This window comes from Dermatophilaceae bacterium Soc4.6 (assembly GCA_039889245.1).
Taxonomy (GTDB): Bacteria; Actinomycetota; Actinomycetes; order Actinomycetales; family Dermatophilaceae; genus Lapillicoccus.
On the sequence record JAZGVH010000002.1, the window covers coordinates 1,075,901 to 1,090,830 of the forward strand.

General features: G+C 73.0%; 13 protein-coding genes. 6 read left to right on the top strand and 7 right to left on the bottom strand.

What is annotated here, in order from left to right; translation table 11 throughout:
- Window positions 1–68 precede the first annotated feature (68 nt).
- Genes V3N99_05020 through V3N99_05040 form a run of 5 tightly spaced genes read left to right on the top strand, consistent with a single transcriptional unit; the run spans window position 69 to window position 5,715 of the window.
- Complete coding sequence (locus V3N99_05020) at window positions 69–1,118, top strand: glycerophosphoryl diester phosphodiesterase membrane domain-containing protein (protein ID MEO3936106.1); 1,050 nt, start codon at window positions 69–71, stop codon at window positions 1,116–1,118.
- A complete protein-coding gene (locus tag V3N99_05025) occupies window positions 1,115–2,074 on the top strand; it encodes a DUF4129 domain-containing protein (GenBank protein ID MEO3936107.1) in 960 nt (319 codons plus the stop codon). The genes V3N99_05020 and V3N99_05025 overlap by 4 nt, the downstream gene beginning before the upstream one ends.
- Window positions 2,071–3,339, top strand: a complete 1,269-nt coding sequence (locus tag V3N99_05030; GenBank protein MEO3936108.1) for a DUF4350 domain-containing protein — start codon at window positions 2,071–2,073, stop codon at window positions 3,337–3,339. Before V3N99_05025 ends, V3N99_05030 begins: the two co-directional genes overlap by 4 nt.
- Window positions 3,336–4,382, top strand: coding sequence for a MoxR family ATPase (locus V3N99_05035; protein ID MEO3936109.1), 1,047 nt, complete (start codon window positions 3,336–3,338; stop codon window positions 4,380–4,382). The genes V3N99_05030 and V3N99_05035 overlap by 4 nt, the downstream gene beginning before the upstream one ends.
- A 40-nt stretch (window positions 4,383–4,422) precedes the next feature.
- A complete protein-coding gene (locus V3N99_05040) occupies window positions 4,423–5,715 on the top strand; it encodes a DUF58 domain-containing protein (protein MEO3936110.1) in 1,293 nt (430 codons plus the stop codon).
- Window positions 5,716–5,826: 111 nt separating this feature from the next.
- Here V3N99_05040 and V3N99_05045 read toward each other — a convergent pair whose 3' ends face one another.
- Entirely contained in the window at window positions 5,827–6,822 is a 996-nt protein-coding gene (locus V3N99_05045; protein MEO3936111.1) for a stage II sporulation protein M, read from the bottom strand.
- A gap of 96 nt (window positions 6,823–6,918) precedes the next feature.
- Between V3N99_05045 and V3N99_05050 the strand changes: the two genes are divergently transcribed.
- Complete coding sequence (locus tag V3N99_05050) at window positions 6,919–7,764, top strand: RDD family protein (protein MEO3936112.1); 846 nt, start codon at window positions 6,919–6,921, stop codon at window positions 7,762–7,764.
- Between the two features lie 23 nt (window positions 7,765–7,787).
- Here the strand turns inward: V3N99_05050 and V3N99_05055 are convergent, their stop codons facing one another.
- The 6 genes from V3N99_05055 to V3N99_05080 form a co-directional block, all read right to left on the bottom strand.
- A complete protein-coding gene (locus V3N99_05055; GenBank protein ID MEO3936113.1) occupies window positions 7,788–8,942 on the bottom strand; it encodes an adenosine deaminase in 1,155 nt (384 codons plus the stop codon).
- A 122-nt stretch (window positions 8,943–9,064) separates the two neighbouring features.
- Complete coding sequence (locus V3N99_05060; protein ID MEO3936114.1) at window positions 9,065–10,366, bottom strand: thymidine phosphorylase; 1,302 nt, start codon at window positions 10,364–10,366, stop codon at window positions 9,065–9,067.
- Window positions 10,367–10,430: 64 nt separating this feature from the next.
- Entirely contained in the window at window positions 10,431–10,874 is a 444-nt protein-coding gene (locus tag V3N99_05065) for a cytidine deaminase (GenBank protein ID MEO3936115.1), read from the bottom strand.
- Entirely contained in the window at window positions 10,871–12,151 is a 1,281-nt protein-coding gene (locus V3N99_05070; protein ID MEO3936116.1) for an ABC transporter permease, read from the bottom strand. The genes V3N99_05065 and V3N99_05070 overlap by 4 nt, the downstream gene beginning before the upstream one ends.
- Window positions 12,148–13,272 carry an ABC transporter permease gene (locus V3N99_05075; protein ID MEO3936117.1) on the bottom strand — a complete coding sequence of 375 codons (1,125 nt, stop codon included), beginning with the start codon at window positions 13,270–13,272 and terminating at the stop codon, window positions 12,148–12,150. The genes V3N99_05070 and V3N99_05075 overlap by 4 nt, the downstream gene beginning before the upstream one ends.
- A complete protein-coding gene (locus V3N99_05080; GenBank protein MEO3936118.1) occupies window positions 13,269–14,834 on the bottom strand; it encodes an ABC transporter ATP-binding protein in 1,566 nt (521 codons plus the stop codon). Before V3N99_05080 ends, V3N99_05075 begins: the two co-directional genes overlap by 4 nt.
- Window positions 14,835–14,930: the final 96 nt, after the last annotated feature.

Here is a 14,930-nt window from a genome sequence, read left to right on the forward strand (position 1 = left end):
GCGCGTCAGGCGGTGGCCAGCCCGATGACAGGGGGGACGGTGTCGCGACGACCTCGGGGGTGCCGCTCGTGAGCGGGTTCGGTCCCCCGCCGGGTCCGCCGACCGACACGGGTCCGTCGCGGCCGCCCAGCTACCTGCCTCCCGGTGGCCTGAGCTCACGCCACCCCGGCGCGCAGCGTCCGCTCCTCACCAACGCTCACAAGCCCGGCATCATCCCGCTGCGGCCGCTGTCGGTCGCCGACCTGCTCGACGGCGCCGCCAAGCACGTGCGCCGCAGCCCCGGCCCGATCCTCGGCGCCACCCTCGTCACGGTCGCCCTCGCGTGCGCCCCTGCGGTGATCGTCGCCGGCCTGGTCTCCAGCGGCTCGTGGTATTCCGGGGCGGGCCTGGGCAGCGTCGCGTCCGCCCCCGAGGCCGCCGGCCTCCTGCTCTTCCTCGGAGTGTCGTATGCCGTGCTCGTCCTCTGCGGCGCCCTGGCGGTCCCCGTGTCCCGGGCCGTGATGGGGCAGCCCACCACGACCCGCGAGACGTGGACGGAGGTGCGGCCCCGCCTGTGGCGGCTGCTCGTGCTCGACGCGATGCTGCTCGTGGTCGCCGTCCTGCCCGGGCTCGGCGCCGTCGTCGCCCTCACGCTGGTGGCCGACGCACCAGGTGGTGTGGTCGTGGCCAGCGGGGTGCTCGCCCTCGTGGCCACGCTGGGCTGGGTCGCGCTCGTCGTCTGGCGCACGGGTCTCGCCGGTCCGGTGCTGGTGCTCGAGCGACGGGGCGTGCGGGCTGCGCTGCGCCGCAGCTGGAGCCTCTCGCGCCGGGGCTTCTGGCGCATCGCCGGGTCCATGACGGTGGTCAGCGCCATCGCCGGGCTCGTCTTCGGCGTGCTGGGCCTCGTGCTCGGCCTGGTCACCGTGGCCGTCGTGGCCGTCGTGGGCTACGACAACACCGCCTTCGACGTCGCCCTCCTGCTCGGCACCAACCTCACGACGCTGGTGGCGTCGGCAGTGGTCACGCCGTTCGTCGGCAGCGCCGTCGCCCTGCTCTACGTCGACGCCCGGATGCGTCGTGAGGGCTTCGACGTCACCCTGCAGCGCGCCGCCTCGGGCGCGCCGGGGCTGCGCCCGTGAGCGGCCTCCACCCCCGAGGTCTGGGCGCCTGCCTCGCCGCCCGCGTCAGCACCGCCGGCCACGTCGCGCAGGTCAGGGCCGTCGGGGCGCTGGGGTCTGTGGGCGTGCTGGGGTCTGTGGGGGTGCTCGGCCTCCTACCGCTGCGCCCCACCGGCCTCGACCCCGACCCCGGCCAGGCGCGCCGCTGGGTCGAGCAGGAGCTGGCCAAGGACGAGTACCGCGACCGACGCTCGCTGCTCCAGCAGCTGGTCGACTGGCTGCGCCGGCGACTCACCGACCTGCAGAACCCGCAGGGCGGCGGCACCCTCAGCTTTCCACCCTTCGTCATCGCCGGCCTCGCCGTGCTCGTCGTGGCCGGGCTCGTCGTCCTCGCCACGAGGGTCCGGCGCGAGCGACGCGTCGGGTCGGCCTCGACCGCCGTGCTCGGCGACTCGACCCTCACGGCTGCCCAGCTGCGCGCCCGCGTCGCCCAGGCGCTGCGCGACGGGCGCCACGACGACGCCGTCCTCGACACCGTGCGCGCCATCGCCCGTGAGGCCGACGCGCGCACCCTGCTCACCGATGCTCCGGCCCTGACCGCCCACGAGATCGGTCAGCAGCTGCGGGCGGTCTTCCCCGGCCACGCCGATGCCGTCACGCGGGCGACCAACCGCTTCGACGCCGTCGCCTACGGGCACCTGTCCGCCACTCGGGCAGACGCCGACGACGTGGTCGCCACCGACGAGGCGCTGCGGCGGGCGCGGCCGGTGCTCCCCGACCGGCCCCGGGCGGCCGGGCCGGACCCCACCCTGCCCGGTGACCGCTCCGTCCCCGGCGCGCCCTCCTCACCGCTCGCCCCGGGTGAGCTCGTCGGTGCCGGGACCGGATCCGGGGCGGCTGCCGGTCGTCCCGCGCCGGGGCGGCCCTCCTCCGACGACGGTCCCGGCTCGGTCTGGACGACCGGGGGTGGCGCGTGAGCGCGCTCTTCCGCACCCCGCCGGGGGTGTCGGCACCCGCCGCCGAGGGTGTCGGCGGTGGCGCTCCCTCCGACCTGTCGCCCGCCGCACCGCCCGCCCCCAGGGCCTCGACCCGCCGGCGGCTGCTGGTGTGGAGCGGTGTGGCGCTGCTCGTCGTGCTCGTCGGCGTGCTGATGACCTCGCGGGCCGAGACGGCGCCCACGACGGTGCCGCTCGACCCGCGCAACCCGACCGTGAACGGTGCCCAGGCGCTGGCGCGGGTCCTGGTCGAGCAGGGCGTGCGGGTCGACGTCGCCCGCGGCCAGCAAGAGCTCGAGTCCGCCGGCATCGACCAGGACACGACCGTGCTGCTCACCCGCACCGACGACCTCGCGCGCGAGACCGTCGAGATCCTGGCCGGTGCCAGCATCGACGCCGAGCGCGTGGTGCTGGTCGCACCCGAGCCCTTCGTGCTGCGCTACCTGGACCCCGCCATCGGCTCGACGACGACGCTGCACCAGGCCGGTGACCTGCCCACGGGCTGCGACGGGGGCGACGTGCGCCGAGACGAGCAGCTGGCCCACTCCGAGGCCGGCTACCGCTACCGGCCGGCCGCTGGCGACGCCGTCCACGTGTCGGCGAGCGGCTGCTGGACCGACCCCGAGGGCTACTCCACCTACCTCTCGGTGCCCGCGACCGAAGAGCACGCACCGCTCGTGCTGCTCGGCTCACGGACCGCGATCAGCAACGACGAGATCGACCAGGCCGACGCCGCCGCCGTGGTGCTGCGCACGCTCGGTCATTCGGCCCGGGTGGTCTGGTACGTCCCGTCGACCAGCGACATCCCGACCACCGACCGCTCGCGCACCGGTCAGCTGCTGCCGCCGTGGCTCGGGCCCGCCCTCGCCCTCGTCGCGGTCTCGGTGCTCGGTCTCATGCTCTGGCGCGGCCGACGTCTCGGTCGCCTCGTGCGCGAGCCGCTGCCGGTGGTCGTGCAGGCCATCGAGACCACGCAGAGCCGCGGCCGTCTCTACCGCAAGGCGCGCGACAGCGGTCGCGCGGGTCAGGTGCTGCAGGAAGCCACCCGGCGTCGGCTCGCCGGCTACCTCGGCCTACCCCCCGGGGCCCAGGTCGGCGTGCTCGTGCGGGCCACCGCCGTCGCCACCGGCCGGCCGGAGCCCGAGGTGGGCTACCTGCTGGCCGGACCCCCACCCGTCACCGACGACGAGCTGGTCGGCCTGGCCGGGCAGCTCGCCACCCTCGAGAAGGAAGTACGCCGCACATGAGCGACCAGCAGCCCTACGGCCAGGTGCCGCAGCCGTATGACGCCCCGGCCCCGACGTCTCAGACGGCTCCTGCCGGGGGCCCCGAACCCCGCGGCGACCAGGCCCGCGAGGCCCTGCTGGCCGTGCGCCGCGAGGTCGGCAAGGCCGTCGTCGGGCAGGACGCCGCCATCTCGGGCATCATCATCTGCCTGCTCACCCGCGGCCACATCCTGCTCGAGGGCGTGCCCGGGGTGGCCAAGACGCTGCTGGTGCGCACCCTGGCCACGGCGCTGGCGATCGACACCAAGCGGGTGCAGTTCACCCCCGACCTGATGCCCGGCGACATCACGGGGTCGCTGATCTTCGACAGCAAGACGAGCGACTTCGTCTTCCGTGAGGGGCCGGTCTTCACCAACCTGCTACTGGCCGACGAGATCAACCGCACGCCCCCCAAGACGCAGGCGTCGCTGCTCGAGGCGATGGAGGAGCGGCAGGTCTCGGTCGAGGGATCCGCCCGTCTGCTGCCGTCGCCCTTCATGGTCGCCGCCACCCAGAACCCCGTGGAGTACGAGGGCACCTACACCCTGCCCGAGGCCCAGCTCGACCGCTTCATGCTCAAGGTGGTGCTGCAGGTGCCCGGCCGTGACGACGAGATCGAGGTCGTGCAGCGCCACGCCCGCGGCTTCGACCCGCGTGACCTCGGTGCAGCCGGCATCCAGCGGGTCGCCGGGCCCGACGACCTCGCGGCCGGCGTCGAGGCGGTGCGTCGGGTGCAGGTCGCTCCCGAGGTCGCCGCCTACATCGTCGACATCGCCCGGGCCACCCGGCAGGCCCCGTCGCTCTCGCTGGGGGTCTCACCCCGCGGCGCCACCGCCCTGCTCGCGACCTCGCGGGCCTGGGCCTGGATGAACGGCCGGTCCTACGTCACCCCCGACGACGTCAAGGCCCTCGCCCAGGCCACCCTGGCCCACCGGCTCTCCCTGCGGGCCGAGGCCGAGCTCGAGGGGGTCAGCGTCGCATCGGTGCTCACCAGCGCCATCGGCTCGGTCCCCGTCCCCCGATGACCCGTCCCGCGATGAGCCGCCACCGTCCGGAGGTCCGCCCGTGGCGGTGAGCTGGCGCTTCCCCGTGCTGCTGCTGCTCGGCGTCGTCGCGGTCGTCGTGCAGCCCACCCGGCAGGTCGTGCTGGCCTGGGTCGCCCTCACGCTGGTGCTCACCGTCGTCGACATCGTGCTCGCCGTCAGCCCGCGCCGGCTCGGCATCGTGCGCGAGGCCGCCACCCAGGTGCGGCTCGGCGACAGCGGCACCTCGAGCCTGCTGCTGACCAACCCCGGGCGACGGCGGTTGAGGGCGGTCGTGCGCGACGCGTGGCAGCCGTCGGCCGGGGTCGTGGTCGACCGGCACCGGGTCTCGCTCGCCGGCGGCGAGCGCCGTCGCCTCACCACGACGCTCACCCCGACCCGGCGCGGCGACCGGCTGGCCGACCGGGTGACGATCCGCAGCTTCGGCCCGCTGCGCCTCGGTGCCCGTCAGCGGTCGCTCGACGTCAGTGGCTCCATCCGGGCGCTGCCTCCCTTCGGCTCCCGCAAGCACCTGCCCTCGCGGTTGGCCGCGCTGCGCCAGCTCGACGGGCGCTCGGCCGTGCGCATCCGTGGCCAGGGGACGGAGTTCGACTCGTTGCGCGACTACGTCGAGGGCGATGACGTGCGCTCCATCGACTGGCGGGCCACCGCCCGGCGGCAGCAGACCGTCGTGCGCACCTGGCAGCCCGAGCGCGACCGGCGCGTGATCCTGGTGCTCGACACGTCACGCACCTCGGCCGGCCGCGTCCACGACATGCCCCGGCTCGACAGCGCCATGGACGCCGCGCTGCTGCTCGCGGCCCTCGCGTCCCGCGCCGGCGACCGCGTCGACCTCATCGCCGGCGACCGCTGGGTGCGCGCCCGGGTGGGGTCGACCAACCGCACGTCGCTGCTGGCCGAGATGGTGCAGGCGATGTCGCCGCTCGAGCCGGCGCTGCTCGAGGCGTCGTGGCCCACCCTGGCCGCTGCGGTCGCCGACACCAGCCGCCGTCGGGCCCTCGTCGTGCTGCTCACCGCGCTCGAGCCGTCGGCCGTCGAGGAGACGCTGCTGCCGACGCTGGCCTCCCTGACGACCCACCACCGCGTCGTCGTCGCGTCCGTCGGCGACCCGGAGCTCACCGCGATGGCGGCCCGCCGCGGCACCCACGCCGAGGCCTACGACGCCGCCGCCGCCGAGCGGACCCTCGCCCTGCGTCAGCGCACCGCCGCCACCTTGGGCCGCCTCGGCGTCACCGTCATCGACGCCGACCCCGAGCACCTGCCCCCCCGCCTAGCCGACCACTACCTGCTCCTGAAGAGCCAAGGCCTCCTGTAGCCGGAGACCGTGCCCCCCCGTGCCGTTCCGAACGAGGGAAACCCGCCCTACTGACGCCCCCGAGGTGCCGAAACGGCGGGTTTCCCTCGTTCGGAACGCGAGAGCGGGGGGTCAGACGACCGGGACGCTCGCGCCGCGGTCGGCCGCAGCCACGTCACCGGTCTCACCCCGGCGCACCGCCCAGCGGCCCAGCGTGAAGACGTAGGTGAAGAAGGCGGTCTCGGCGACCGCCCCGATGCCGATCCGGGCCCACGTCGGCAGTGGTGAGGGTGTCACGAAGGCCTCGATGATGCCCGTCACGAAGAGCACGAGCGCCAGACCCAGCGCCACGGACATCGCCGCCCGCCCCTCCTGCGCGATGGCCTCCCCCCGCGTGCGAGCGCCGGGCTCGACCCAGCCCCAGAAGATCTTCAGCCCCACCCCGGCGGCGACGAAGACGGAGGTCAGCTCGAGCATCCCGTGCGGCAGGATCAGCCCGAAGAAGAGGTCGGCCCGCCCGCGGCTCCACATCAGCCCCCCGATGACCGCGACGTTGAGCAGGTTGGTGAACAACAGGTAGATCACCGGCACGCCGAAGACGCCGAAGGCGATGCAGAGGGCGGCGACCCAGGCGTTGTTGGTCCAGATCTTCAGCGCGAAGGAGCCCGCGGCATACTCGGAGTAGTAGCTGGCGAAGTCGCTGTTGACGAGCTGGTCGGCCTCCTGCGGCGAGATCAGCGACTGCTCGAGCTGGGGGTGGGCGACGAACCACCACCCCATGACGAAGGCCAGCACCACGTTGACCGCGAGCGTCGTGACCCACCAGCGCCGCGTGCGGTAGAGCGCCGCCGGGAAGGTGGTGGTGACGAACCGCACGACCTCGCCCCAGGTGAAGGTGCGCGTGCCGGCCGAGCGCAGCCGTGACTTCGCGAGCAGCGACGACAGGTGGCCCACGAGGGTCGGCTCGGGTGAGCGGGTGCGGATCTCCGACAGGTGGGTCGCCACCCGCTGGTAGAGGTCGAGCAGCTCGTCGGCCTCGGTCCCCGACAGCTTGCCGCGCTGCGAGGTGAGCTGGTCGAGACGCGCCCACTCGTGCTGGTGCGCGACGACATAGGCGTCGAGGTCCACGACCACACTGTATGCCGCCACCCCCCCGTGGGGGTGGTGCACGTTATCCTCGGGAGGGTCTCGCGGCCGCTGCGTCGCGACCGGCGAGGGGGTGTCATGAGCACGAACAACCAGACGAGCCTGACCGTCGGCGTGGGCGAGGACGACCTCGTGACCGGCGAGGCCGTCGCGATCGACCTGCCCCCGGCCTCCATCGGGCCGCGGATCCTCGCGGGCATCATCGACTACGTCATCGTCCTCGGCCTGACGTTCGGCGTCTTCACCCTCGTCGGCGCGCTCACCGCTCAGATCGACGACGCCCTCACGTCGGCGGTCGTCCTTGTCTCGACGGTGCTGGTGCTCGTGGCCCTGCCGATCGGCTTCGAGGCCGTCACCCGCGGGCGGACGCCGGGCAAGATGGCCGTGGGTCTGCGGGCAGTGCGCGACGACGGCGGGCCGATCTCCTTCCGTCACGCGGTGGCCCGCGGGCTGCTGCGCTATCTCGAGGTCTATCTCTTCTACGGGGTCCCGGCGGTCATCTGCTGCGTGATCAGCAAGCGGGGCAAGCGGATCGGTGACCTCGTCGCCGGGACCTACGTCGTCCGCGACCGGGTGAGCGCCCAGCTCGCCCCGCCGGTGCCGATGCCCCCGCAGCTGGCGCACTGGGCGTGGAACGCCGACATCGGCGCGCTGCCCGATCCGCTGGCGATGTCCATCCGCACGTTCCTGCCCGCCGCGTCCTCGATGACGCCGCAGGCCCGGGAGGCCATGGGGTCGTCGCTGCTCGACGAGGTCGCTCTCTACGTGTCCCCGCCACCCCCACCCGGCAACCACCAGGAGTACGTCCTGGCCGCCGTGGTCGCCGACCGCCGCCGTCGTGACCTCGACCGGCTCCAGCGCGACGACCTCTTGCGGCGCCGGCTGCTCGTGCCCGACCCGCTGTCGCCCACCCCCTGGCGCTGAGGGGCTTGAGGTAGTCGCTGGTCTCAGGCCGGCAGGCCCAACGCGGCATACCCCGGCTTGATGGTGTCCTCGATGAGCGCGAGGCGCTCGTCGAAGGGCAGGAAGGCCGACTTCATCGCGTTGACCGTGACCCAACGCAGGTCGGCGAGGTCCCAGCCGGCCTCGGCGGCGAGCAGGCTCGCCTCGCGGGTCATCGTCGTGCCGCTCATCAGCCGGTTGTCGGTGTTGAGGGTGACGCGGAAGCGCATCCGCTTGAGCAGCGTGATGGGGTGCAGGCCGATCGAGTGGGCGGCGCCGGTCTGCAGGTTGCTGCTCGGACACATCTCGAGCGGGATCCGTCGGTCGCGCACGTAGGCGGCGAGCAGGCCGAGGTAGACGCTGCCCAGGTCCACCCCGTCGTAGGACGTCACGCCGCCCGCCACCGCCGCGGCGAGCCACTGGTCGAACGGCAGCCCCTCGATGGTGATGTCGTCCATGATCCGTACGCCGTGGCCGAGGCGGTCGGCGCCGCACCACTGCAGCGCCTCCCAGATCGACTTCAGGCCGAAGGCCTCGCCCGCGTGGATGGTGAAGTGGGCGCTCTCTCGGCGCAGGAACTCGAAGGCCGCGAGGTGGCGGGTGGGAGGGTAGCCCGCCTCGGCGCCGGCGATGTCGAAGCCGGCGACGCCGTCGTCGCGGTAGCGCACCGCGAGCTCGGCGATCTCGCGACTGTTGGCAGCGTGACGCATCGCCGTCAGCAGCGCCATCACTCGGATGGGCGTCCCGGCCGCGGCCGCACGCTCCTCACCGTCGCGGAAGCCCGCGTTGACGACCTCGACGACGTCGTCGAGGGTGAGCCCGGTCATGAGGTGCTGCTCGGGCGCGTAGCGGCTCTCGGCGTAGACGACTCCGTCGGCCGCCAGGTCCTGCACCGTCTCGGAGGCGATGCGAAAGAGTCCCTCGCGGGTCTGCATCACGGCCAGGGTCTGGTCGAAGGTCTCGAGATAGCGCGGGAGCGAGCCGCTGTCGGCGCTGTCGCGGAACCAGGCCGCGAGTGCGTCGGCCCCCTCGACGGGCAGCTGCCAGCCGACCTGCCCGGCGAGGTCGGCGACCGTCTCGGGCCGCACCCCGCCGTCGAGGTGGTCGTGGAGCACGACCTTGGGAGCCCGTCGGAGCACGTCGTCGGTCAGGTCAGGCATCACGACGTCAGCCTATCCCCGCCGGTGAGGCGCCCCGGGCCCAGCTGACGCAGCGTCGACGGACCTGAATCAGCGCTGGCCTCACGTCGAGCGCGTCGACGCTGCCGTCGAGTGCGCGCCCCTCAGCTGATGCGGTCGATGACGAGCGGGAGCAGGTCGGGGCGCGACCCGTCGGGGGCGATGGTGAAGGCGCCGTCGAGGGCCTCGAGAGCGCGGGCGAAGCGCTCCGGTGTGTCCGTGTGCAGCGTCAGCAACCGCTCGCCCCCGCGCACGGTCGCCCCCGGCTTGGCGTGCATCTCGACCCCTGCGCCGGCCTGCACCGGGTCCTCCTTGCGGGCCCGCCCGGCCCCGAGCCGCCAGGCCGCGACGCCCACCTGCAGGGCGTCGAGCCGCGTGAGCACCCCGTCGGCCGGGGCGAGCACGACGTGGGTCTCGCGGGCGGTCGGCAGCGCCGCGTCGGGGTCGCCGCCCTGAGCACGGATCATCGCCTTCCACGCGTCCATCGCCCGTCCGTCGGCGAGTGCGTCGGCCGGGTCGACGTAGGCGCGACCGGCTGCGGCGAGCATCTCGCGGGCCAGCGTCAGCGTCAGCTCGACGACGTCGGGCGGGCCGCCGCCCGCGAGCACCTCCACCGACTCGCGCACCTCGAGGGCGTTGCCGGCCGTGAGCCCCAGGGGGGTCTGCATGTTGGTCAGCAGCGCGACCGTGCGCACGCCCGCATCGGTGCCGAGCGCCACCATCGTCTCGGCGAGCTCACGGGCCATCGCGACGTCCTTCATGAAGGCGCCCGACCCCACCTTGACGTCGAGCACCAGTGCGCCCGTGCCCTCGGCGATCTTCTTGCTCATGATCGAGCTGGCGATCAGCGGGATCGCCTCGACCGTGCCGGTCACGTCGCGCAGGGCGTAGAGCTTCTTGTCGGCCGGGGCCAGGCCGTCGCCGGCCGCGCAGATCACCGCGCCGACACCGTCGAGCTGGGCCATCATCTCGGCGTTGGTGAGCCCGGCGCGCCACCCGGGGATCGACTCGAGCTTGTCGAGCGTGCCCCCGGTGTGGCCCAGACCCCGACCCGACAGCTGCGGCACCGCGACGCCGCAGGCCGCCACGAGCGGCGCCAGCGGCAGGGTGATCTTGTCGCCGACGCCGCCGGTCGAGTGCTTGTCTGCGGTCGGGCGCGACAGCGACGAGAAGTCCATCCGCTCACCCGACGCGATCATCGCCGCTGTCCACCGGGCGATCTCCCGCCGCGTCATGCCGTTGAGCAGGATGGCCATGGCCAGGCTCGACATCTGCTCGTCGGCGACGACCCCGCGGGTGTAGGCGTCGACGACCCAGTCGATCTGGCCGTCGCTCAGCTCGCCCCGGCCGCGCTTGGTGACGATGACGTCGACAGCGTCGAAGGCCTCATACGGTTGTGCGCTCATGACCCCATCATCGCCGACGCAGCCGCGGAGGCGCGGGCGCCGCACGCACCACGACCACCGCGGGTCAGGCGTCGTCGCGCCGCGCCGCGTCGAGGTCGTGCGAGCCGAAGGCTTGCGGCAGCAGGTCGCTCATCGGCAGGACCCCCTCGGGGGTGAGCACCAGGCACGTGGGCCCACCGTGCTCCCAGAGCAGCTGGCGGCACCGGCCGCAGGCCATCAGCGGCTCGCCGTCACGGCCGACGCAGGCGACGGCCACGAGCCGTCCGCCGCCCCCGACGTGCAGCTGCGAGACCATGCCGCACTCGGCGCACAGCGCCACGCCGTAGGCCGCGTTCTCCACGTTGCACCCGACGACCACCCGACCGTCGTCGACCAGCCCGGCGACCCCCACGGGGAAGTCGGAGTAGGGGGCGTAGGCATGACCCATGGCCTCGATCGCCTGCTGCCGCAACGACTCCCAGTCGACGTCGGGCACGATGCCGAAGGCGTGCTCCGGGTGCGACGTCATCCGGCCTCTCCCTTGCGGTAGACCCGGCCGTCGGCCGCGGGCATCCGCAGCCGTTGCGAGGCGAAGGCGAGCACGAGCAGCGTCGCGACGTAGGGCGTCATGCCGGTGAACTCGTCAGGCACGCGCGAGGTGAGCAGGAACCACACCATCGCCAGCACGCCCATGACGACGGTGACCACACCGGTGACCGGCTTGCCCTGCCGGCGGCGCCACAGCTGCCAGGCCCCCCACAGGATCAGGCCGATCCCGACGGGCAGCAGGAAGGCGCGGATGACGTCGGCGCTGCCTCGCAGCTGGATCGCGTCGGTGTAGCCGAAGAGCACCGCCCCACCGGCGAGGCCGCCGGGACGCCAGTTGCCGAAGATCATCGCGGCGAGGCCGATGAAGCCGCGCCCACCCTCCTGCCCCTCGCGGTAGAGGTTCGAGGCGACGAGCACGAGGAAGCCGCCGGCCAGGCCCGCCATCCCCCCGGAGATGAGGACCGCGACGAACTTGTAGCGGACGACGTCGACCCCCAGGGTCTCGGCGGCCTCGGGGGCCTCGCCGCACGAGCGCAGCCGCAGACCGAAGGGGGTACGCCACAGGATGTACCACGTGCCCACGAGCAGCACGATGGCGATGATGGTCAGCACGTTGACGTTGGTCGTCAGCGCGCGCAGGATGCCGGCGAGGTCGGCGACGAGCCAGGTGTGCGACCTCTCGAGCGACGTGAGCGCGTCACCCACGCCCGGGATGCTGAGCGCGGGCAGCTTCTCCAGGGGGGGCGACTGGGTCGGACCGCCACCGGGCAGGTCACTGAAGGTGCGCACCGCGAGGTAGGACGCCACCCCGGGGCCGAGGAGGTTGAGCGCCACCCCGGAGACGATGTGGTCGACGCCCACGATCACCGTGGCGAGTGCGTGCACCGCCCCGCCGGCGACCCCGAGCAGGATCGCCCCGAGGATGCCGACCCACGGGCCGTAGTGGTAGCCGAAGAACGCGCCGCCCCAGGTGCCGAGGACCATCATCCCCTGGAGACCGATGTTGACCACGCCGGCGCGCTCGCTCCAGAGGCCGCCGAGCCCGGCGAGACCGATCGGCATGGCGAGGGCGATGGCCGCCGCCAGCGCACCGGCCGAGTCGATGTCGTTGGCTCCCGTGATGACCCGCACCGTCGCGAGCACGAGCACTGCGCCACCGACGACGGCCAGCCAGAACCACCAGGGATGGCGACCAGTCGTGACGCGAGCCGAGGTCGGCCCGGTGGCGGGGGCTTCCGGCCGCGTGGTCGTGCTCATGCCGGGACTCCTTGGGTGGCGGGGGCGAGGCCGTCACCGGCGGCCAGCTCGCGGGCAACGCGTCGCTGCTCCATCCGGATGCCCGCCCGCCGCACCAGCTCGTAGGCGATGACGACCGACAGCACGATGACCCCCTGGATGACGAGCACGAGACGGTCGGAGACCCCCGCCGCGATCTGCAGCCCGTTGCTCTGCTGGTCGAGGTAACCCCACAGGAGGGCAGCGAAGGCGATGCCGACCGGGTTGTTGCGGCCGAGGAGCGCGATGGCGATGCCGGCGAAGCCCAGCCCCGACTGCACCGTGTCGCCGTAGAGGTAGTCCTGCCCGAACAGCAGCGGCATCCCGACCAGCCCCGCCACCGCTCCGGAGAGCATCATCGAGGTCAGCACCATCCTCTTGACGTTGACCCCGCTGGCCACGGCCGCCGTCTCCGACCGCCCGGTGGCACGCAGGTCGAAGCCGAAGCGGGTCTTCTCGAGCACGAACCAGTAGGCGAGGCCGACGACGACCGCGAGCACGATGAGCCCGTAGACCTGGCTCGGCGTCGCGAGCAGCCCGTCCACCGAGATCCCCGGCACCCGCGAGTCCGCAGGAAGGGCCTTGGTGTTCGTGGCGTTGCTGCCCTGGACCTTCACCGCGGTCTTGCCGAGCAGGAAGGAGACGAGGTAGGTGGCGATGGCGTTGAGCATGATCGTCGCGATCACCTCGGAGACCCCACGGCCGACCTTGAGCAGCCCCGCGATGCCGGCCCAGATGGCGCCCGACGCCATCGCGACGAGCAGCGCGACGGCGATGTTCAGCCAGCCGGGCAGCCAGCCCTGGCCCGCGAAGACGGCGGCAGCGAAGGACGCCACGCGATACTGCCCGTCGACCCCGATGTTGAACAGGTTCATCCGGAAGCCGATGGCCACCGCCACGGCCGAGATGTAGTAGACCGTCGCGGCGTTGACGACAGATACGATCTGGCGCGGCAGCGGCACCTTGAGCAGCTGTCCCCAGACCGCCCCGACGGGGTCCTGCGCCAGCAGGAGGATCGCGGTCGTCACGACGAAGGCGACGACGATGGCGAGCACGGGGGCCGCGAGCCCGAGGCCCGCCCGACGCCAGTCGAGGCGCTTCATCCGAGGTCCTTGCCGGTGCTGGGCTGGTCGGCCGGGGCGTCGACGCCGGCGGCACCGGTCATGGCGGCCCCGAGCTCTTCACGGGTCACGGTGTCGGGGTCGAAGTCGCCGCTGAGCGCCCCCCGCAGCATCACCCGGACCGTGTCGGAAAGGCCGATCAGCTCGTCGAGGTCGGCCGAGATCAGCAGCACGGCCAGCCCGTCGCGCCGGGCCTGCTTGATGTGACCCCAGATCGCGGCCTGCGCGCCCACGTCGACCCCGCGCGTGGGGTGGGCCGCGAGCAGCACGCGAGGGTGCTGGCGCATCTCGCGCCCGATGATCAGCTTCTGCTGGTTGCCGCCCGAGAGCGACTCGCCGGAGACGTAGATCGACGGGGTGCGCACGTCGTAGTCGCGCACGATCTCGTCGGTCTCGCGCTGGACCGCCTTGACGTCGACGAGGACTCCCCCGGCGCCGAGGGCGGGCTTCTGCGTCTGGTGACCGAGCATGACGTTCTCCCACAGCGGCGCCTCGAGCAGCATGCCGTGACGCTGCCGGTCCTCGGGGATGTAGCCCACGCCGGCCTCGCGAATCTCGCGCACGGCCCAGTGGGTGATGTCGGTGCCCTCGAGGCAGACCGTGCCCGAGGAGGCGTCGCGCATCCCCATGACGACCTCGACCAGCTCGGCCTGGCCGTTGCCCTCGACCCCGGCGATGCCGAGCACCTCGCCGGCGTGGATGGTCAGGCTGATGTCGTCGAGGAGGGCCCGGTTGCCGAGGGCCCCTGCGAGGCAGACGTGCTCGAGCAACAGCACGACCCGGTCGGTGACCGTCGACTCCTCGGTGCTCGGCGACGGCAGCTCGGAGCCGACCATGAGCTCGGCCAGCTGACGGGCGTTGACGGTGGCCGGGTCGACGGTGCGCACGGTCGTGCCACGGCGGATCACCGTGATCTCGTCGGCGACCTTGAGCACCTCGTCGAGCTTGTGCGAGATGAAGATGACGGTCAGGCCCTCGGCCTTGAGGGCGGCGAGGTTGCCGAAGAGCTCGTCCACCTCCTGCGGCACGAGCACCGCCGTCGGCTCGTCGAGGATGAGGATGTGCGCGCCGCGATAGAGCACCTTGAGGATCTCGATGCGCTGACGATGGCCGACGCCGAGGTCGGCGACCAGCCCGTCGGGGTCCACCCCCAGCCCGTACGACGCGCTGATCCGCGAGATCTCCGCGCGCGCTGCGTCACCGATGCCGTGCCGCTTCTCGGCCCCGAGCACGACGTTCTCGAGCACCGTGAGGTTGTCGGCCAGCATGAAGTGCTGGAAGACCATCCCGATGCCGGCCCTGATGGCGTCGGTGGGGCTGCGCAGGGTGAGCACCGTGCCGTCCACGGCGATGGTGCCCTCGTCGGGCTGCTGCACGCCGTAGAGGATCTTCATCAGGGTCGACTTGCCCGCGCCGTTCTCACCGACGATGGCGTGCACCGTGCCTCGCGCGACCGACATCTCGATGTCTTTGTTGGCGACCACGCCGGGAAAGCGCTTGGTGATCCCGGTGAGCTCGACGGCAGGCGACTTGGGCGTCAACACGTTCTCCAACCTAGAGGTGGCCGGGCGGACGGCGCGAGGCCCGGGCGACACGGAGTGTGTCGAGCCCGGGCCTCGCGGACGGCTGCCCGAGAGCGA

What these genes read in the sequence shown, in the direction of transcription:
- V3N99_05035 (MEO3936109.1), top strand. Translation starts at nt 3,336, where the DNA reads ATGAGCGACCAGCAGCCCTACGGCCAGGTGCCGCAGCCGTATGACGCC.
- V3N99_05050 (MEO3936112.1), top strand. Translation starts at nt 6,919, where the DNA reads ATGAGCACGAACAACCAGACGAGCCTGACCGTCGGCGTGGGCGAGGAC.
- V3N99_05055 (MEO3936113.1), bottom strand. Translation starts at nt 8,942, where the DNA reads ATGCCTGACCTGACCGACGACGTGCTCCGACGGGCTCCCAAGGTCGTG.
- V3N99_05060 (MEO3936114.1), bottom strand. Translation starts at nt 10,366, where the DNA reads ATGAGCGCACAACCGTATGAGGCCTTCGACGCTGTCGACGTCATCGTC.
- V3N99_05065 (MEO3936115.1), bottom strand. Translation starts at nt 10,874, where the DNA reads ATGACGTCGCACCCGGAGCACGCCTTCGGCATCGTGCCCGACGTCGAC.
- V3N99_05070 (MEO3936116.1), bottom strand. Translation starts at nt 12,151, where the DNA reads ATGAGCACGACCACGCGGCCGGAAGCCCCCGCCACCGGGCCGACCTCG.
- V3N99_05075 (MEO3936117.1), bottom strand. Translation starts at nt 13,272, where the DNA reads ATGAAGCGCCTCGACTGGCGTCGGGCGGGCCTCGGGCTCGCGGCCCCC.